This is a genomic window from Achromobacter sp. ACM04, assembly GCF_014851465.1.
Taxonomy (GTDB): Bacteria; Pseudomonadota; Gammaproteobacteria; order Burkholderiales; family Burkholderiaceae_B; genus Achromobacter; species Achromobacter aegrifaciens.
Window position 1 is genome coordinate 80,412 of the sequence record NZ_JACUZS010000007.1, and the last position, 17,639, is coordinate 98,050.

The 17,639-nt window shown below is 66.6% G+C and carries 17 protein-coding genes; 1 reads left to right on the top strand and 16 read right to left on the bottom strand.

Annotation, left to right across the window (positions count from 1 at the left end; translation table 11 throughout):
• Positions 1-51: 51 nt before the first annotated feature.
• The 12 genes from IB259_RS30410 to panD form a co-directional block, all read right to left on the bottom strand.
• Positions 52-1,062 (bottom strand): prepilin, encoded by a 1,011-nt coding sequence (locus IB259_RS30410; protein WP_370528725.1) that lies wholly within the window; start codon positions 1,060-1,062, stop codon positions 52-54.
• 44 nt (positions 1,063-1,106) lie between these two features.
• A complete protein-coding gene (locus IB259_RS30415; protein ID WP_054458681.1) occupies positions 1,107-1,727 on the bottom strand; it encodes a type 4 pilus major pilin in 621 nt (206 codons plus the stop codon).
• 61 nt (positions 1,728-1,788) lie between these two features.
• The gene (locus tag IB259_RS30420) at positions 1,789-2,925 is read right to left on the bottom strand and encodes a general secretion pathway protein (protein ID WP_225596985.1); all 1,137 of its coding nucleotides are present in this window, start codon (positions 2,923-2,925) and stop codon (positions 1,789-1,791) included.
• Positions 2,918-4,669, bottom strand: a complete 1,752-nt coding sequence (locus tag IB259_RS30425) for an ATPase, T2SS/T4P/T4SS family (RefSeq protein ID WP_192331015.1) — start codon at positions 4,667-4,669, stop codon at positions 2,918-2,920. Before IB259_RS30425 ends, IB259_RS30420 begins: the two co-directional genes overlap by 8 nt.
• Positions 4,666-5,163 (bottom strand): hypothetical protein, encoded by a 498-nt coding sequence (locus IB259_RS30430; protein ID WP_192331017.1) that lies wholly within the window; start codon positions 5,161-5,163, stop codon positions 4,666-4,668. Before IB259_RS30430 ends, IB259_RS30425 begins: the two co-directional genes overlap by 4 nt.
• The gene (locus IB259_RS30435) at positions 5,150-6,472 is read right to left on the bottom strand and encodes a hypothetical protein (protein WP_225596986.1); all 1,323 of its coding nucleotides are present in this window, start codon (positions 6,470-6,472) and stop codon (positions 5,150-5,152) included. The genes IB259_RS30430 and IB259_RS30435 overlap by 14 nt, the downstream gene beginning before the upstream one ends.
• Positions 6,473-6,474: 2 nt before the next feature.
• A complete protein-coding gene (locus IB259_RS30440; RefSeq protein ID WP_192331019.1) occupies positions 6,475-8,061 on the bottom strand; it encodes a type II secretion system protein GspD in 1,587 nt (528 codons plus the stop codon).
• Entirely contained in the window at positions 8,058-8,915 is an 858-nt protein-coding gene (locus IB259_RS30445; protein ID WP_082401340.1) for a TcpQ domain-containing protein, read from the bottom strand. The genes IB259_RS30440 and IB259_RS30445 overlap by 4 nt, the downstream gene beginning before the upstream one ends.
• 190 nt (positions 8,916-9,105) lie before the next feature.
• Complete coding sequence (locus IB259_RS30450) at positions 9,106-10,446, bottom strand: extracellular solute-binding protein (RefSeq protein ID WP_054458690.1); 1,341 nt, start codon at positions 10,444-10,446, stop codon at positions 9,106-9,108.
• Between the two features lie 4 nt (positions 10,447-10,450).
• Positions 10,451-11,707: a D-amino acid dehydrogenase gene (locus tag IB259_RS30455; RefSeq protein WP_054458692.1), complete on the bottom strand. Its 1,257-nt coding sequence runs from the start codon at positions 11,705-11,707 to the stop codon at positions 10,451-10,453.
• A 180-nt stretch (positions 11,708-11,887) separates the two neighbouring features.
• Positions 11,888-12,940 (bottom strand): CDP-6-deoxy-delta-3,4-glucoseen reductase, encoded by a 1,053-nt coding sequence (locus tag IB259_RS30460; protein ID WP_175214390.1) that lies wholly within the window; start codon positions 12,938-12,940, stop codon positions 11,888-11,890.
• 63 nt (positions 12,941-13,003) lie between these two features.
• Complete coding sequence (gene panD, locus IB259_RS30465) at positions 13,004-13,372, bottom strand: aspartate 1-decarboxylase (protein ID WP_013392804.1); 369 nt, start codon at positions 13,370-13,372, stop codon at positions 13,004-13,006.
• A 208-nt stretch (positions 13,373-13,580) separates the two neighbouring features.
• On the opposite strand from panD, the gene sugE reads away from it, so the two are divergent.
• Positions 13,581-13,898 (top strand): quaternary ammonium compound efflux SMR transporter SugE, encoded by a 318-nt coding sequence (sugE, locus tag IB259_RS30470; protein WP_013392803.1) that lies wholly within the window; start codon positions 13,581-13,583, stop codon positions 13,896-13,898.
• Positions 13,899-13,922: 24 nt separating this feature from the next.
• On the opposite strand, the gene IB259_RS30475 is transcribed toward sugE, so the two are convergent.
• The 4 genes from IB259_RS30475 to ectB all read right to left on the bottom strand — a co-directional run bounded on the left by IB259_RS30475 (position 13,923) and on the right by ectB (position 17,544).
• Positions 13,923-14,795, bottom strand: coding sequence for an MOSC domain-containing protein (locus tag IB259_RS30475; RefSeq protein ID WP_175163894.1), 873 nt, complete (start codon positions 14,793-14,795; stop codon positions 13,923-13,925).
• Positions 14,796-14,891: 96 nt separating this feature from the next.
• On the bottom strand, positions 14,892-15,818 hold the full coding sequence (gene thpD, locus IB259_RS30480) for an ectoine hydroxylase (protein WP_054458697.1): 927 nt from the start codon (positions 15,816-15,818) through the stop codon (positions 14,892-14,894).
• Positions 15,819-15,835: 17 nt separating this feature from the next.
• Positions 15,836-16,240, bottom strand: a complete 405-nt coding sequence (locus IB259_RS30485; RefSeq protein WP_006387829.1) for an ectoine synthase — start codon at positions 16,238-16,240, stop codon at positions 15,836-15,838.
• Complete coding sequence (gene ectB / locus IB259_RS30490; RefSeq protein ID WP_175214391.1) at positions 16,237-17,544, bottom strand: diaminobutyrate--2-oxoglutarate transaminase; 1,308 nt, start codon at positions 17,542-17,544, stop codon at positions 16,237-16,239. Before ectB ends, IB259_RS30485 begins: the two co-directional genes overlap by 4 nt.
• Between the last annotated feature and the right edge of the window lie 95 nt (positions 17,545-17,639).

Here is a 17,639-nt window from a genome sequence, read left to right on the forward strand (position 1 = left end):
TGATTATAGAGGGTTGGCGGGCATCCCAGGAAAAGAGGCCGCACGGCAGCCTCAGCGCACGCAGACGTAACCTGTGGTCCGGCCCATCGCCTCGTTCCAATCGTCCCGCCCGGAAACTGCCACGGGCGTATAGCCGCCAGGGCAGGAGCAAGCGCCGGTGCGGGGATTCACTGTGGAACGGTTGCAACCAAACGGGAAATTGAGGCTGAACGCCCCGCCGAAGCCGCCGCTTGCCGGTGCCCAGACCTGGGACTGGCAGGTCAGCAGTTCCCCCTGTGCCGAGGTGGCTATGGTGCCGGACGAGACGCCACATGACTGCCCCACGCTGGCGCGCGCGCCGACCGTCAGATAGGAGCCGACCTGCGCCGAGGATGCAACGCTCAGTTCACCCTGCAGCTGCGGATCGCGCGTATCCCGTATCCGGACATAGCGCTCCAGATCCGGCCCGCCGGTCCCGGCTCCCGCCCACAGGACGAGCGTGCCCGGCGCATAGGCCGGCCCGCCGGACGCCAGGGGATTGGCGAAACTGAATGCCGCGCCGCGCACCAGACCCGGCGTCGCCGGCCACACCGCCCCGGCGTAGCCGCCAGCGGCATCGATCACGGCGGCGATGGCGGTCAGATCCGGCGTTTGCGTCCCCGTTTTGATCAGAGGCGTGGCGCTGTAGACCAGTCCGTCCATCCGGCAACGTTCGCCAGGGCACGCCTGCGAGCGCGCGATCCGGATCTGAGCCGAGAAGCCCAGGGCGGAACGGTCGGGAAAATCGGCGGGCAACAGCCCCAGTCCGCGCAATTCACCCACGGTGGGCGCCAGTGGATCCGCGAACAGCGGACTCCCCTGTTCGCTGCGGGGCACGTCTCCTTGGGCGAGGATGGTGGAGTGCCGCGCCAGCACCGCCGTTACCGCCAGGCGGATCTGCGTCAGCCATACGCCGGCGGCACGGGCAGCGGCATCTTCGATCCGCTGCACCACCTGGCCTGAGGCCCAGATGGCCGCCATGGCGCTCAAGGCCAGCGCCACCACCAAGCCCGGCAACGAAAAGCCGCGTTGTCGCAGCCGCACGGCAACACGCTGCGATCGAGCAGCCGGGATACGCGCGAGCCGGCTCATTTTGCGAGGAACACAAAGGTGTTGACGTCGCCCGGGCTGCATTGGGCCTGAGCCAAGGCCGCGCGGTAGGGCACGCTGGGCGTCGCGAACGCATCCTTCACGACCCGGAGGCCGCCTCCCCCGCCGCCTATCGAGATGGTCTCGGACATCCGTTGCAGCACCGAGGCGAGCGACGGGCATGCTGCCTGGCTGACGTTGGTCAGCTTGATGGAGAATGCGGAACCCTGCCCCGCGCTGCCGAACGAGGCGGCGGCGACCTCGACCACCCCATTGCCTCCGACGCCGCTGCCGCCCAAGCCATGGGCAATGCGCGCCGCGCCCCCTGTCCCGTCGACGGCCAGGACGCTGGATTCCCGCAGCGCATTGGCCATGGCGCCCGTGTCCAGACCGGCATAGGGCGTGACCCCGCCGCCTTGCGCATTGGTCTTCATGCTGGCGATGAAACGCTGCAGTTCCTCGCCCACTTTGGGAACCTTGTTCTCCACGACATAGGCGCCAATGGCCGGAATGCCAACGATCGCGATCAACAGGACGATGGCGGTGACGATGGACACCTCCATCAATGAAAAGCCCCGCTGCCGCTTGGCGCGTAATGGGATTGCGTGGACTTGGTGCATGCTTGCTCTCCTCGTGAAAAAAGCACGCAGGCGAATAAGCGCCGCATGCCTGATGCAGCCCCTATTGGCTTGCATAGAAATTGGTCAACGCCTGGCGCAGTTCGTCGATCACGGCGTAATGCCAGAGCGTGATGCCCAGCACGCCGGCCACGGACGTGAGCAGCAATGCCCAGCGCAACACCGACGCTTGACGACGCACCCGCGCCAGCAGGCGCGACTCGACGCGCAGCCGCACCTGCGCAAGCCCGGCCTCCATGCCCAGGGCGTCCATCATGTCGGCCATGTACCACCAGGTATCCGCGTCCAGCAGCCCTGTGCCGAAAATCTCCGGCCCCGTCTGGCCGCCGTCTATCCGTCCCAGCATGTCCAGCAGATGCGCATGCATCCAGGGAACCGTATCCCGGGCCTGCACGGCCAGGGCTCGCCTGAGGCGGGTGTCGGCCGCGCCGTGCTGCCTGACCAGCACGGCCAGCAACGCAAGAAAGCGGATGGCGTGGAAATCGCGGTAGAGTCTCCAGAGCAACCAGCGGTCCAGCCGCGGCCGCGCAGCGCCCGTGTAGCGCGGCAGCGACCACAGGCACAGCAAGGCCAGGCCCAACAACAGCACCAGCCACAGGGCCAGCCATTGCCTCAGGCCTTGGGACAGCGCGAACAGCGCGCGGGTCATGCGGCCGTACTCCTCCGCCGGCACGGCCTGGAACACCTGCTGCAAGCGCGGCACGCTGAAAAAAGGAATGGCGCACAGCAAGGCGAATGCGACGGCTGCCGCCGCAAGGCCCGCCGCCGCGGCCGAGACCAGCGCCAGCCACGCATCCGACGCCAGCCGTACAGCCCTTGCCACGTCCCGCAACGCGGCGGACAGATCGCCGCCTTCTTCCTGCACGCAGCTGAGCAGCACGCATTCACTGGACGGCAGCGTGTCCGTCCAGGCCACGCCCAGATCGCCGCCGGCCTCCAGATACATGCCCGCCCAATGCCTCGACAGCCGGCCGCGCACAGTATCCTCGCCATGACGGCGCGCATCGTCCTCGAAGACGTCGCGCAAATTCTTACGGCCCTGCGTTCCTTCGACCAGGTCGGCCAGATACTCGTAGTAGTCCGCTCGCCCCGCACGAAAGCACAGCGCGTCCAGGCGCAGCGACAGCGTGCGACCCGAAGGCAGGCCGAGGAAGGGTCGCGCCAACAGCGGCTCAGCCATGGCCGCCCCCGCCGGGTCCAGCGCTCTGCGCAGGGAAGACTGCTGGAAAGTCGAAGCGGCGCAGCAGCACGCGGGGATCGACCTCGCCACGGCTGACCTTGTACAGGGCGCAGTCCCGCGCTAGCGCGCCGCGCGCGGCCTCGCTGCGCCAGGCGGTGGGCCCGGCGGCCTCGGCCTGACGCTTGAGCCCCACGTTATCGCGCGTACGCACCCGCTCAAGAAAGCCGTCGACGCGCTCGGGCTCGAGCATTTCCGCCGCCACGCTACGGCCTGCTATGCCGTTCAACTCAGGCAATTGCGGGCGCCTGCAAGCGCTGCAACCTGCGGCATTCCTGACCCGGAGCGCGTCAGGATCCAGCAGGAACTCATGCTGCAGCCGTTTCAACCATGCCTGCCATTCGGGACGTTTACCGCTCCCGGCGGATCTGGACCACAGACTGTCCACGGGCAGCGAGCAATGGCTGCACAAGCGCGGCAGCAAGGTCTGGTAGACCAGCAACTTGAGGATGCCTGGCGTAGCCAGAAAATCGCGCGACACGCCGATCGAATCCGACGCCAGGCGTTCGGGTATCAGCACGGCGCCCGCGGCGTGGGTGGTGGTGTACAGGCTGACGCCCGAGCCGGCCAGATCCATGAACGCACGGCCGGTATCGGCGTCCCGGATCTCGCCGATCAGCAGATCGTTCATCGCCGAGCGCTTGATGGTCTTGAGCTTGGCGTCGAACGCGGGCCAGGCGGATTCGGCCAGAGCGCCTCCCAGGGTATTCTGCAAGGCGTTGTCGATGACGTATTCGACCGGATCTTCCAGCGTGATGGCCTTGCGCGTGGGCGCGATGCCCCGCATCAGCGTCGCGATGGTGGTTGACTTGCCGGAGCCAACCACGCCCGCCAGCACGATGGCCCCGCCCTCGCGTTCGCGCGCCCGCGCCAGCGTTTCGACCTGCGTGGGCAGATAGCCCAACGCGAGGAGATCGGCGTTGGCGGTCGCGTCCAGCCGCAAGATGCGCAAGCAGACCGAGGGGCCGGCATCGGCGGCCAACGAGGCCCAGCGCAGCACGATAGGCACGCCATCGATGTCCAGCCCGATGCGCCCTTGCTGCTCCAGCGCCGGGTCGAACACCGCGCCGTTGCCTCCCCTGACATCCATCCAGGCCACCGCCAGGACCTCCAGCAGCGTCGCATTGGACAGGCCCGCAAAGCGTTCCGTACTGACGTATTCCCCACCGATGGTGTAGCGGATCTCGCAGGCAGCGCGCCGACGGTTGACGTTGATGTGCACGTCGCTCGCTCCTTGCGCAACGCCCCAGCGCACGATATCCAGGAACATTGCGGCGAGGGCCGAGGCGCGCTCTTCCTGCCGCTCCTTGCCGCGCCCGGCGCACGCTGGCTCCGCCAGCTGGCCGCGCGCGATCATCAGCAGCAGCGGCGCGGGCAACTGATAGCGCGGCACTTGCGCCAGCCGGTAGCCGCGCGCCCGCACCATGCGCTCGACCTCTTCGATCTGGTCGCCCTCCGTGTAGTCCTTGACCGCGAACACGGCGACCTCGCCGCTTTCGAGCAACACGGGGCACAGCCTGCCCGCGAGCGCCGCAAGATCGAAATCGCGCCCCAGCGCACGCGCGAACGCGGGCTGCAGACGGGCGATGTCGTCGGCTGTTTGAAGCTGAGGCGGCTCCCAAGCCGCCGCCGAGGAAAGCGCCACCGCGCGATGCGCCGCGACGGACGGCAAGGCATGCACAGTCATGGCCGTCCCCTGCCCGCATCGACGCAGGCGGTGCGTTCGGTATCGCCGCGGCGCAGCCTTACGCAACTGTCGTCGATGGCCAGCAGCTGATAGGCGCGGCCATCGACAGCTCCCGCGACGGGTTCGCCCCTGCCCGCCTGGTAGCGGAGCACGGCGCCATTGACGGCGATATCGGCGCTCAAGCGGCGCGCGAGGCCGAAGATCGCCATCACCCGGATATCGTCCGATGCCTTGGCGGGCGGCGTCGCCTGCGCCACGGACTCGGGTCCGGGACGGCACAGGCCGGGGACGCGGCAGTCCGCCAGGGCGGCCGCAGCATCCGCGCGCAGCAAGGCGCGCACGGTTTCCGTCTCTGGCCAGGGCCGCGGTTCGTCGGCGCTTTGCGGTGACGGTTGGCCATGAGCGGCCGGAACCAAGGCGGCCGACAAGAGCAGACGCCCGATGAATCCTGCCGCGGGATTCGGGCGCGTGGCGGCGCCCCTATTCCTGTTCATAAAGTTCTCCCTGTAGTTCGGCTACCAGCGTGCTGGAAACCAATGTGGGCCGGGGTTGCGCCTGGATGTCCAGCGACAGGCGGGACCATCTGGCCGCCGCGACGGCACCGTCCAGAAGCGCGAAGGAACGCAGCGGCCCCCGCAAGGTGATGGCGCGGCTGCGAATGGCAGGTTGCAACGGCATCGGGGCGTCGATTTGGCCCGCGACGGGTTGAGACTGCACTGGCAACGGCAGCGGCAACGCGGCCGCGAGGATCACCGACGTAAACGCCGCCCGCATGCGTTGCAGCGCAGCGATCAGCCCGGTATCGACCTGCAGCGATGAGGGCAGCGCCAGGTCCGCAAGCATCACCGGCGAGGACGCCATGCGCCATGACAGCGTGGCTTCTTCCAGCGGCTGGAATGTCACCTGCCAGCCTGCGGGCCGCAGCGCGTGCAGCACATCGTTGGCCGCCTGCGGGTGCGCCCTGATATAGACCGCGGAGCAGTTCCAAGCCTGCTCCCCGGCAAGGCAGCGCGCGCGGCTCAGCGCCCAACCGCGCACCTGTATGGGCAGCCTGCCGACGCCGTCCAGCAAGCGTGCAACTTCGGCGGGAGCGTGGGCCACAGTGTTTTGCAGCAGGGTCAGATGCGGATCCCGCTGCGGCGGGAGGTCCTGCGCAGCGGCCGAATCGGGCGATGCGCGGTCCGGCCTCAGCGCGGGCAGACCGTCCCATATGGGCGGAGCGACAGCGGCAAGCACGACGCAGGCCAGGAACAAGCGGAACGCGAGCGGCAGCTCGGCCCAGCGCGAGGACAAGACGACCAACTGCGCGGCCGGGTCCGCCGCCTGCATCAGCAAAGCCCAGGCCTCCTCGGCGTCCCGCGCCTGCAACGCGGGGCGCCGGGCGCACAGCAACGCCTGTTCACGCAAGGCTTCGTCGAGCGTGGCGTATACCCTGTCCGCCTGCGACAGCACGGTGCCGCGCTGCGCCGCCACCAGCCAATGCCCGCCGCCCGGCAGGCTGATCAGGCTATGGCCTCCGTCCGGATACAACAAGGCGTACAACTGCGCGGCAGCCTGGATGTGCCCCTGCCTGCGCCGCCCCGCCCGCGGACCGCTGCGCCACGATGAGCGCACGCGGCCATAGCCGGCCACCATGGCCGGCGCCCCGCCCACGACATAGTGGCTGGCCCGCAGGCGGCGCCCGCGCGAACGGGCCAGCGCGGGAATGTTGGAGCCGATCAGGGCGAACCAGCGCAGGCCGAACGCCAGGCTGCGGCCAGTATCTGGAACCTCAAGCAACAAGGTGGGAGGGACGCGTTCCATGCCTAGTACCCTTCCTCGACCTGGGCGGTTACCAGTACCAGGGTTGTCGTGCGTTCCGAGGCGGCGCTGTCCAGGCCGCCAGTGATGAGCGGCAGACTCGGCGCAAGCCGCTGGCGGTCATGCTGTTCCTGGCCGCGGTCGAAACCGGAAACGATAATGGGCTGGCCGGGGCGCAGCTCGACCTGCTGCACCGTGCCGTTGCCGTCGATCGTGACCTGCTGGACCTGCACCTGGTTGCCGCGCTCGCCGAACGTGATGGTCTTCAGGGGCTGGGCAACCGCGTTGTCGTAGGCCAGCGACAACAGGATCTGGCCGTCCTCCTGGATGTCCGGCAACAGCGTCAGGAACGAACCTACCGTTTCTTCCTTCTGGCTGATGGATACCGCGGGCAGCGTACCGTTGGCGCCCCCCGCCGTGGTGCCTGGGACCGCAGTGCTCTGCACCCGGTCGATGTAGCTGAATGTCGTTCTTACCGCATGCGTAACCGGACGACGGTTCAGGGTCAGGATGGGCACCTTGTTGTGCCGCACGACCGCGCCCATGGTGCTGAGCGCGGAGATGATGGCCTGAGAGCCTTGGTATGGCCCCCTGGCCGCGGAAGCCTCCAGGCTGCCCCAGCCCGATCCGGCTCCAGGCACCGACAACCGCGCCGCCGCTCCCGCCGCGGCGTAGACGATGTTCCAGTCGATGCCGCCCGAAACGGCGTCGTTGGCAACGACCGTGATTTCCTCGAACACCAGCCGCACCCGACGGGTCAGCGCCTTGTTCTCGCGCTCGAGGTAGCGGGCGACGCGCTCGAGCGCTTCGGGCGTATCCGTGACGACAATCGAAGTGGAGCCCTCGACCGCTTCGGCGACCACGCCGGAACGTGTGAGGAACGGCACGATGTTGGCGCGCAGGACGGCCATCGCGTCATGCTGTCCCGCCGATAGGGAGGTATTGGACGTGCTCTCGAAGCCTTCGCCCTCGGGGCTGCCTTCGCGGCCCAGGCGCACGTCCACTTTGCTGCTCAGCGACAGCGCGCGCAAATCAAACACACGAGTCTCGGTGCGGTAGAACTCGAGCGCGTTGTGCTCGTAGCGCCAATGCACCGAGAAGCGCGCGGCCAGCGTGTCGAGCAAGTCGGCCAGCGGCTGCGCGCCCGCGCGGATCTCCAGGCTGGCGGGGGCCGGCACGGACAATGCGCCATTGACGGCCAGCCGAGGCAGGAACAACTCCAGCGGCAGCAAGGCGTCGGGACGCACTCGCACTGCAATGCCGGTGGCGGCGCTCAGGCGCTGGGCCAGCATCGGCAGATCGGCGTCGTCGGCCAGTATCAAGGTTGTCCGCAGGTTCTCGCGCAATGCGGGCGGCAGCGCCACTTCTCGCGCCAGCGGCTGCGGTTTGCCGGCAAGCCAAGGCATGGCGACATCCTGGGCCGCGACGCGCTTGGCGCGATCCGACAATCCTTCGGTGAAGGCCTGATGGCTGGCGGCCACCTGGGCTTGACGCGCGTTCGCCGCGCGGCGCTGGTCCGCAACCTGCTGCGACACCGCGCAGCCGCCCAATACTCCGCAGGCAGCCGCACTCAAGAACAGTTTGCGCATCATGTCGCGGCCCCTCCTGGCGCAGCCATGCGCGTGCAGGACTGTGCCAATGGCACCACGCGCAGGACCCGGTTGCCGTAGAAGCATGGCTGCAGGGGCCTTTCGGCGAGTTCCGTGGCGCCCAGCAGTTCGCGCACGGCCGACTTGAAGTCGCCGGAGAATTCGGCCGTTGCCGACAAGGGAATGTCCACGTCCACGGCCCAGTGCTGCGGCTGGAAGGTCCAGCCCGCCAGATCCGACCAGCGCGCCAGCACGGCACGCAGCGTGGCGTCCGGCGGCGCCGCGCGGTAGACGGGCTGCGGCGCTGAGACCGGCGCCGATGCGACGCCGGCGGCGGGAGCCGCGCCCGCCAACGGCCCGGCGGCTTGCAGCGCGCCGATGGCGGGCAGCGCCGGTTCGGTGGGCCGCGCCGGACCGATGCGCTCAGCCACGACGGCTGGCGCCAGCGGCGCAGGCTCATCCTGCGGCCTGCTCCCCGCCCGGGCGTCGGCGACCGGTTGCAGTCGCTGCGCGCGGGCGCTCAGACGCCCGCCGCGAAACAGCAGCCCGCTCCACCCTCCCGCCAGCACGACATAGGGGTCGCGCCGCAAGTAGGGCAAGGCGCGCTCGCCGTCGCTGCCTACGCCGAAAATCGCCGGGAGCGGCTGGCCCGGCGCGAATTGCAGCCAGGTTTCCTTGCCGTCGTCGAACACCTGCATGGGCGCAACCGAGGGATCGCCGGACAATTGCCAATCGAAGCGGAAGCCTTGGGCCGCCTGCCGCGAGGCTTCCCATGACGTTGCGGCCGGACTCTTGCCGGCCCCTGTGCAGGCCCCCAGGCAGGACAGCCCTGCCGCCAGAAAGAAGAAACGAACCATGCCTCACCGCGAGCAAAAGGCGCACCGGAATCGATACGCATGAGAGGCATGGTGGATGAGCGGCCCCAGCGTCACCAGACTGGCATGTACGCATGGATGGTTTGGTCGCGCGGCGGACGGACGAAAAAAAACCCGGTCCAGGGACCGGGTTTGCATCAGGATTCGGCGGCGTCTGCGCCGCCTGCCTGGATCAGCGTTGCGCCGCGATGCTGCGTGCCTGGGTGGCGGCGTTGTTCAGCGCCGCCACCGGCGGCACCTTGCCTTCGAAGGCATCGTTCAGTTGCTGGTTCAGCACGGGCTCGATGCGCGTGTAGTTGGCCATGCGGAAACCGCGGCTGTTTGCCGTGGGGTTGGTGCGCATGGAGGCAATCAGCGCCTGGACGCCCGGAATGCGGTTATAGAACGACACGTCCGAGGCGCGGAAAGCGGCCTCGGTCAAGGGCAGGTAGCCGGTGCGCTGGTGCCATTCCGCGGCGATGACGGGCTTGGACAGCCAGGCCAGGAACTGGGCGGTGGCCTTTTCCTCGGCTTGGGGATGGCCTTCCAGCGCCCACAGCGCCGAACCGCTCACGAAGGGCTTGCCACCGTCCTTGGTGGCCTGCTCGTAGTAAGGCAGCGGCGCCACGCCGAAGGACAGCGACTTGGTGTTGAGGAACTGGCCGAACGCGCCGGTGTTGGCGGTCAGCACGGCGCATTCACCCTTGGCGAACAGCTTGTCGCTGGCGTTGTCGCCCGAATGCGCCATGAACAGCAGCGAACGCTTCCAGCTGACCATCAGCGAGATGTGGCGCATGTACAGCGTGTCGAACTGCATGGCCGGCGCGGCCGACTTCTTGGTGACCGCGTCCAGCCCGTTGTTGTTGCTGGTGAACTGCTGGTTGTTGATCGGCGCCAGGTTCTCCAGGTGGACCGTGACCTGGTCGCTGGAGGCGTAGGGGCAGTCGATATCCGCCACGTCGCGCAGCTTCAGCAGCTCGCCTTGCAGAGCGGTCCACGTGCGCGCGGGCTTGTTGGGATCCAGGCCGGCCTTCTTGTAGGCGGCGGTGTTGTAGAACATCACCGGCACTTCGGCCATCCAGGGGAAGGCCAGCAGGCGGCCCTTGCTGTCGCGCGTGAAGCTGCTGGTGGCCGGCACGAACCAGTTCAGGTCCTTGATCGGGTACTTGGCCAGCAGTTCGTACAGCGGCAGCACGGCCTTGTGCTGGGCGACGACTTCAGGCGAATGGTTATCGGTCAACTGCAGCAGGTTCGGGCCCTTCTTGGCCTTGACCGCCGTGACGGCTTCCTGTTCCAGCGCGCTGGGCGAGGCGAAGCCGCGCAGCGTCACGCGGACCTCGTCCTGCTCCTTGTTGTATTGCTTGGCGAGCTTTTCGAACTCGGCCTTGTTTGCGTCGGTCAGCGTGTGCCAGACCTGGATCTCGACCGCGGCGGCATTCGCCGCACCCGCCATCGCCATGGCGGCGCCGAACAACCATGCGCGCCGGCTGGCGAACATCGCGCGGGCAACGCCCGCCAATTGCAGATTCTTCATAGGTTCACAGACCAAGAAAAGGAAATTCCGGTTCCGGCCGCCTTCCGCTGAGCAGATCGGCCAATGCCCGGCCCGAGCCAACGCCCATCGTCCACCCGAGCGTACCGTGTCCTGTGTTGACGTACAGGTTGGGGATACGGCTGCGGCCGATGATGGGCACGTTCGAGGGAGTGGACGGGCGCAAGCCCGACCAATAACTGACGCGCTCGAAATCGAGCGCGTCGGGAAAAAGTTCGCGCGCCAAGCGGGTCATGGCTTCGCAACGTCCGGTGTTCAGGCTGCGGGAATAGCCCGACAGCTCGGCGGTTCCGGCCATGCGCAGGCGGTCGCCCAGGCGCGAGAAAACCACCTTGTGGCTGCTGTCCGTCAGGCTGACCGTGGGCGTGGCGTCCGGCTTGATCACCGGGAAAGTCGCGGAATAGCCCTTGGCCGGATAGACGTTGCAGGGCACGCCCAGCGGCCGCAGCAGGTAGGGGCTGAAACTGCCCATCGCCACGACGTAGGCGTCGGCCGACAAGGCGCCGTAACGGCCATCGGGTTCGATGATCTCGACGCTTTGCACCGTGCCGCCGGTGGTCAGCAGGCGCGTGGCGCGCGTGCTGTAGCGGAATTCGACGCCGGCCCGGGCGCAACGCTCGGCCAGGGCCACGGTGAACAGGTGCACGTCGCCGCTCTCGTCCTCGGGCGTGTAATCGCCGCCGACGATGGTCTGGCGGTGCGGCGCCAGCGCGGGCTCGATGGCGATGACCTCGTCGGTCGATACCACACGGCGTTCCACGCCGAAGTCGCGCATCAGGCCCGCGGCGCGCTGCGAGTTTTCGAATTCGTGCGGATCGCGGTAGAAATTGAGGATGCCGCGTTCCAGGTGATCGTATTGGATGCCCAGTTCAGCGCGCATGCTGCGCAGGGTCGCGCGGCTGTATTCCGCCATGCGGACCATGGCGCGGATATTGGGAGCCAGGCGGCTGGGCAGGCACTCGCGCAGGAACGCCAGCCCCCACATCCATTGCCGCCAGTCCAGTTGCGGACGGAACAGCAGCGGGGCGTCGTCCTGGAACATCCATTTGAGCAGCTTGAGCGGGGCTTGCGGATTGGCCCAGGGTTCGGCGTAGGAGACCGAGATCTGCGCGCCATTGGCCAGACTGGTTTCCTGGGCGGGACCGGTGCAGCGATCTATGACGACGACGTCATGGCCGGCCTGGTTCAGCCACCAGGCGCTGGAGATTCCGATGATGCCGCCACCCAATACCGCTACTTTCATGCCCGCATTGCTCCTTGCGTGCCAGCTCGGTCCGCCGACCCGATGTCCGCGCCCCATGGCAAGCTGCTGCCCGGCAGTTTACCCCGGCGCTTTGCCCGCGCCTATGGAATAAAAAGGGGCGGAAGTCACAAACCTTTCCAGGCCCGCTCGTTCCACCCCGATTCGCTCATGCCCTGTTACTCAAGACTGGGTTGCAGCCTTGGCCAGGTCCGCTTCGGACGTGAAGGCGTCGGCGTAGAACTCTTCGGGCGGCAAGCCGTTCTGGGCGCTGAATTCGCGCCTTGCGGCGTCCACCATCAGTGGCGTGCCGCAGGCATAGACCTGATGGCCCGAGAGGTCGACGATGTCCTGCATGACGGCTTCGTGGACAAAGCCGGTGCGCCCGGTCCAGCCGTCTTCCTGTACGGCATTGGAGACTACCGGCACGTAGCGGAAATCGGGCAGCATGCCGGTCCACGATTGGGCCAGCGCGTCCATGTAGAGGTCGCGCGGACGGCGTCCGCCCCAATACAGCGCCACGGGGCGCTTGATGTTGTTGTGGATCATGTGCTCGACAATGGCCTTGACCGGGGCAAAGCCCGTGCCGCTGGCCAGGAGCACGACTGGCTTGTCGCTGTCTTCACGCAGGAAGAAGGAACCGAACGGCCCTTCCAGGCGCAGGATCTCACGCTCTTTCATCTGCGTGTCGCCGGCGCCGAACACATGGTCGGTGAACACGCCGCCGGGCATATGCCGGATGTGCAGTTCAAGCGGGCTGCCGGTGTGGGGCGCGCCGGCCATCGAATAGCTGCGCCGGCGGCCGTCCTTCAGGATGACTTCGATGTACTGGCCGGCGTAGTAGCGGAACTGCTCGGAGGCGGGCAACTGCAGCTTGATCACGGTGACGTCCGGGGCCACGCGTTCCAGCGCCTGCACGCGCGAAGGCAGCTTGCGGATCTGGATATCGCTGGCCAGGCGGACTTCGGTGGATTCGACCACCATGTCGGATTCAGGCCGGGCCTGGCAGAACAACGTGTAGCCGCCGGCCAGTTCCTCGGGCGAAAGAATCTGCGCGGGATACTGCCCCGCGTCGAACTCCCCGGACACCACGCGGCCCTTGCAGGTGGAGCAGGCGCCGTTGCGACAGCTGTACGGCAGGACGATGCCAGCGGCCAGCGCGCCATCGAGCACGGTCTGGCCGGGTTCGACCGGGAATTGATGCTGGCTGGGTTGGATGATGACCTGGAAGCTCATGATGAAACGGTTCAGGGTGTTAGCGGAGCGCCTCGTTCGCGAGGCGCTCCGCCCGGCCCGGCCTCAGGCCGGGAACTTGCGGATTTCCTTGACGCGGTTGGCGTCGTCCACCAGCACCACCAGCGGCTTGTGCGTGGCCGAGTCGGCCTCGGACATCGGGCCGTAGGTGCAGATGATCATCAGGTCGCCGACCTGGGCGCGGCGCGCGGCGGCGCCGTTCAAGGAGATGGCGCCGCTGCCGCGGGCCGCCTTGATGATGTAGGTGTCGAAACGTTCACCGTTGGTGACGTTGTAGAGCTCGATGCGTTCGAACTCGCGCATGCCGGCAGCGTCCAGCAAGTCTTCGTCGATGCCGCAAGACCCCTCGTAGTGGAGGTCGGCTTCGGTGACCGTGACGCGGTGCAGTTTTGCCCGCAGCATGATGCGTTGCATGATAAATATCCTGGTTTCGCGGCCCGGAACGCGAAGTGTTGCAAGAGTGATGCCCGGCACCCGGTTTTGCCGTATGAACCCGGTATTCTATAATTTTTGCCGCAGCGGGACGGCCCGCTGCCGCGCGCGGCGACTAGGCTGGCGCGTTTGATTCTGGGGACGGCCCCTCGCGCCGGCGGCACGCCGGCAGCACAAGGTAGGAGTCGTAATGACCTGGATCATCCTGGTACTCGCAGGCCTGTTTGAAATCGTCTGGGCCGTAGGCCTGAAATACACCCACGGATTCACCCGTTTCTGGCCTTCGGCCATCACCGCGGGAGGCATGGCCATCAGCGTCTGGCTGCTGGCGGTCGCCATGAAATCCCTGCCCCTGGGCACGGCCTATGCGGTGTGGGTAGGCATCGGCACGATCGGCGCCTTCGTGGCCGGCATCGTGCTGTTCGGCGAATCCACCAGCTGGATGCGCATCGCCAGCGTCGCCCTCATCGTGCTCGGCCTGGTAGGCCTGAAGCTGTCCTCGGCCTAAGGCCCCGGCGGCGAGGCCCCGGATTCAGAAATCCAGTTCGATCCCGACCTCGTCGCCGACCTTCAGGCGCGCGCCCTCGGGCGCGTCCAGGATGGCGTTCTGGCCGAACACCACGCCGATTTCCAGATTGCGGTAGCCGGCCAGCGTGCGGCCGGGCTCTTCATACTGCTGGGCGGTGTTCTGGTCGATGTCGGGAATCGAGCAACGGGTGCAAGGCTTGACGAAAGCCATCTTCACGCCCGCGGCTTCGATCAGGGCGGTGTGGTCTTCCTCGAAGGCTTCCCATTCGCCCTGGACCACGATATTGGGTCGGAAGCGGTCCATCGGCACCGGCGCCACGCCCTTGGCCTGCAGGCGGGCGTTCAGGTCGTCCAGCGAGGCCTGGTTGGCCACCAGCAGCGGGAAGCCGTCAGCAAAGCCAAAGCAGTGCTGGCCCGCGAACGGTTCGGCCAGGTCTGGATGCGCGTCCACCCAGCGCGACACCCAGTCCGGCTTGGCGTTGCGTTGTGCGGCCGCGTCCACCTTGTACAGACGGCACGGCGTCTTCAGGAAGTCGGAAAACCACTGCCCGGCCGCCGCGCTTTCGCGCCGGCCGGACGTGGTATCGCTCCACACGGCCACGGACTGCGCCTCTTGTTCCAGTCCCGATCCGTCCAGGGCAACGTCCAGATCGGACATGCCCGGCGCTGACAGGCGCAGCGTATCGGCCGTGAGCGCCGTGCGGATCAGGGCCATCGCAGGCCATTGGCGCTGCGTCATGAACTGGCCATCGGCGCCGATCAGCATCCAGCGGCGGTCGTGGGCCAGCCCAGCGCGGTCGATGGGCGATTCGTCCAGGGCAATGCCCGCGCAGGATTTGACCGGGTAGATGTGCAGGCTGAGGATGCGGGCGGACATGGCGTGCGGAGTCTCGATGGGGCGAAGTGCGCAGAGAATAGCAGACGCCCGGAAGAAAAAATGCCCAGGCAGCGCCTGGGCATTTTCACAGGAGGCTCAGCCCCCCACCAGCTTCAAGGTATCCAGCGGGGTGACCGCCTTGAATCCCTTGCGCGTCGCGATGTGCTCGGGACGCGGAGTCAGGCCGTACTTGGGCGGGTTCAGCGTGTTTTCCATGCTGTTGTAGACCATGAACACGTTGGCGCGCGGCCACGGCGAGATGTTGCTGTTGGAGCCGTGCATCGTGTTGCAGTCGAAGAACACCACCGAACCGGCCTTGGCCGTCATGGAGCGGATACCGCCCTGCTCCACCAGCAGCTGCAGGCTGACCGGATCCGGCACGCCGTATTCCTGCTTCTTCAGCGACTGCTTGTAGTGTTCATTCGGCGTCTCGCCCACGCACGAGATGAACTGGCGATGCGATCCGGGCACCAGCATCAAGGGGCCGTTGCACTCGTTGTTGTCGGTCAGCAGCACCGAGCAGCTCAGCGCGCGCATCGCCGGCATGCCGTCCTCGACGTGCCAGGTTTCGAAGTCGGAGTGCCAGTAGAACTCCTTGCCCTTGAAACCGGGCTTCATGTTGGCGCGCGACTGGTGGATGTACACCTCGGACCCCAGGATCTGCCGCGCCACATTGACCAGGCGCGGATCGCGCACCAGGCGCGACAGGATGGGATTGAGCACGTGCACCATGAAGATCGAGCGCACCGCATTGCTGCCGGGCTCGGTGATGGACTCTTCGCGGCGGACGATAGAGGGGTCGCGCGTCATGCGCTCGACCTCGGTGGACAGCGCGCGGATTTCATCTTCGGAAAACAGGTTCTCCAGCAGGATGAAGCCGTCGCGCTCGTATTGCTCGACCTGGCCGGCGTTCAATGCGCTGGCGTACTGGCCGTTTTCATAGACCACCGGGTCCTGGCGGGCGATGATGGCGGAACTTCGATCCGTACGGGAGGCGTACGGATCCTGTGCAGGTGAGATCATGCGAACCTCCTTGTGTTTCAGGCCGCTTGGGCTTCGGCTTCAGGCAAGGCGTAGACGCCTTCTTTGTCATGCACTTCCTGGCCGGTCAGCGGCGGGTTGAAGACGCAGATGACGCGCAGCGGCTCCTTGCCGCCGCACAGCCAGTGCTCGTCGTGTTCGTTCAGGGCGTAGACCACGCCAGGTCCCAGTTCGTACTTCTTGCCGTCGGCGATGGTCTCGATGGAACCGTCGCCTTCGATGCACCACACCGCTTCAAGATGGTTCTTGTAGTGGATGTGGGTGCGGCCGCCCGGAAAGATGGTGGTCTCGTGAAAGGAGAAACCCATGCCGTCCTTCTTGAGCAGCACGCGGCGGCTGACCCAGGTGTCGGTGCGGACTTCGTCGGCGGTGCCGATCACATCTTTGACATTGCGTACGATCATTGACGTTTTCCTCCAAATTTCAGGATGCGGGCGGACTGCCCTTCTTCGGCGAGCGCTTCCGCGACACTGGCTTCGATCACGTCCAGGCCCTTGCTGAGCAGCTCTTCCTCGATGGTCAGCGCGGGCAGCAGCTTGAGCACTTCATCGTGCGCGCCCGAGGTCTCGATCACGACGCCTTTCTTGAAGGCGTTCTGCGCGATGCGGTTGGCCAGCGCGGGCGTGGCGTTGCACACCAGGCCCTGGATCAGGCCGCGGCCGCGCACCGACAGGCCGGCGTTGGGATAGCTGTGAACCAGGTTCTCCAGCCAGTCGCGCACCTGGCGCTCCTTGCGCTGGATTTCGGTGGCGAAGGCGGTGTTGGCCCAATAGGTTTCCAGCGCCTGCGCGGCCGTGACGAAGGCCAGGTTGTTGCCGCGGAAGGTGCCGCTGTGGGCGCCGGGTTTCCAGATGTCCAGCTCGGGCTTCATCAGCACCAGCGACATCGGCAGGCCGAAGCCCGACAGCGATTTCGACAGGGTAATGATGTCGGGGCGGATACCCGCGGACTCGAAACTGAAGAACGTGCCGGTGCGCCCGCAGCCAACCTGGATGTCGTCCACGATCAGCAGCATGTCGTGGCGCTTGCACAGCTTTTCCAGTTCCTTCAGCCAGCGCAGCGTCGCCACGTTGACGCCGCCTTCGCCCTGCACCGTTTCCACGATGACGGCCGCCGGCTTGTCCATGCCGCTGCTGGGATCTTCCAGCATGCGTTCAAGATAGGCCATGGTGTCCACGTCCGGACCGAAGTATCCGTCGTAGGGCATGAAGGTGGTGTTGCCCAGCGCATAGCCGGACGCGTCGCGGAACTTCATGTTGGCCGTCACCGCCAACGAGCCGCCGCTCACGCCATGGAAACCATGGGTGAAAGAGATGACGTTGGGACGTCCCTTGACCTGGCGCGCGATCTTCAGCGCGGCTTCAACCGCGTTGGTGCCGGTGGGACCGGTGAACTGCAAGGTGTATTGCCAGTTCCGCGGCTTGAGCAGCACGCGGTCCACCGTCTCCAGGAAACGCTTCTTCGCGCTGGTGGCCATGTCCAGGCCATGCACTACGCCGTCCGACTGGACGTACTCCAGCAGCTTTTCCTTGAGAACAGGATTGTTGTGGCCATAGTTCAGCGTGCCGGCGCCGCTGAAGAAATCGATGTATTCGGTGCCGTCCTCATCGATCAGGGTCGAGCCCCTGGCCTGGCTGAATATCACGGGGAACGACCGGATGTAGCCCCGTACCTCCGACTCCATCCGGTCAAAGATCTTCAAGTCCATGATTAATCCTCCCTTTTCATCTCATGAGTGGACGGACGGCCAGAACCCTTCCGGGTGCGCTTGCGCATCCGGATCGGCCAACCATCCCGGTAATT

Excerpts from the sequence above, each read along its gene's own strand:
- IB259_RS30440 (WP_192331019.1), bottom strand. The coding sequence starts at position 8,061 with ATGATGCGCAAACTGTTCTTGAGTGCGGCTGCCTGCGGAGTATTGGGC.
- IB259_RS30445 (WP_082401340.1), bottom strand. The coding sequence starts at position 8,915 with ATGGTTCGTTTCTTCTTTCTGGCGGCAGGGCTGTCCTGCCTGGGGGCC.
- IB259_RS30450 (WP_054458690.1), bottom strand. The coding sequence starts at position 10,446 with ATGAAGAATCTGCAATTGGCGGGCGTTGCCCGCGCGATGTTCGCCAGC.
- thpD (WP_054458697.1), bottom strand. The coding sequence starts at position 15,818 with ATGATCTCACCTGCACAGGATCCGTACGCCTCCCGTACGGATCGAAGT.
- panD (WP_013392804.1), bottom strand. The coding sequence starts at position 13,372 with ATGCAACGCATCATGCTGCGGGCAAAACTGCACCGCGTCACGGTCACC.
- IB259_RS30455 (WP_054458692.1), bottom strand. The coding sequence starts at position 11,707 with ATGAAAGTAGCGGTATTGGGTGGCGGCATCATCGGAATCTCCAGCGCC.
- IB259_RS30415 (WP_054458681.1), bottom strand. The coding sequence starts at position 1,727 with ATGCACCAAGTCCACGCAATCCCATTACGCGCCAAGCGGCAGCGGGGC.
- IB259_RS30475 (WP_175163894.1), bottom strand. The coding sequence starts at position 14,795 with ATGTCCGCCCGCATCCTCAGCCTGCACATCTACCCGGTCAAATCCTGC.
- IB259_RS30420 (WP_225596985.1), bottom strand. The coding sequence starts at position 2,925 with ATGGCTGAGCCGCTGTTGGCGCGACCCTTCCTCGGCCTGCCTTCGGGT.
- sugE (WP_013392803.1), top strand. The coding sequence starts at position 13,581 with ATGACCTGGATCATCCTGGTACTCGCAGGCCTGTTTGAAATCGTCTGG.
- IB259_RS30430 (WP_192331017.1), bottom strand. The coding sequence starts at position 5,163 with ATGAACAGGAATAGGGGCGCCGCCACGCGCCCGAATCCCGCGGCAGGA.
- IB259_RS30460 (WP_175214390.1), bottom strand. The coding sequence starts at position 12,940 with ATGAGCTTCCAGGTCATCATCCAACCCAGCCAGCATCAATTCCCGGTC.
- IB259_RS30435 (WP_225596986.1), bottom strand. The coding sequence starts at position 6,472 with ATGGAACGCGTCCCTCCCACCTTGTTGCTTGAGGTTCCAGATACTGGC.
- IB259_RS30425 (WP_192331015.1), bottom strand. The coding sequence starts at position 4,669 with ATGACTGTGCATGCCTTGCCGTCCGTCGCGGCGCATCGCGCGGTGGCG.
- IB259_RS30485 (WP_006387829.1), bottom strand. The coding sequence starts at position 16,240 with ATGATCGTACGCAATGTCAAAGATGTGATCGGCACCGCCGACGAAGTC.
- ectB (WP_175214391.1), bottom strand. The coding sequence starts at position 17,544 with ATGGACTTGAAGATCTTTGACCGGATGGAGTCGGAGGTACGGGGCTAC.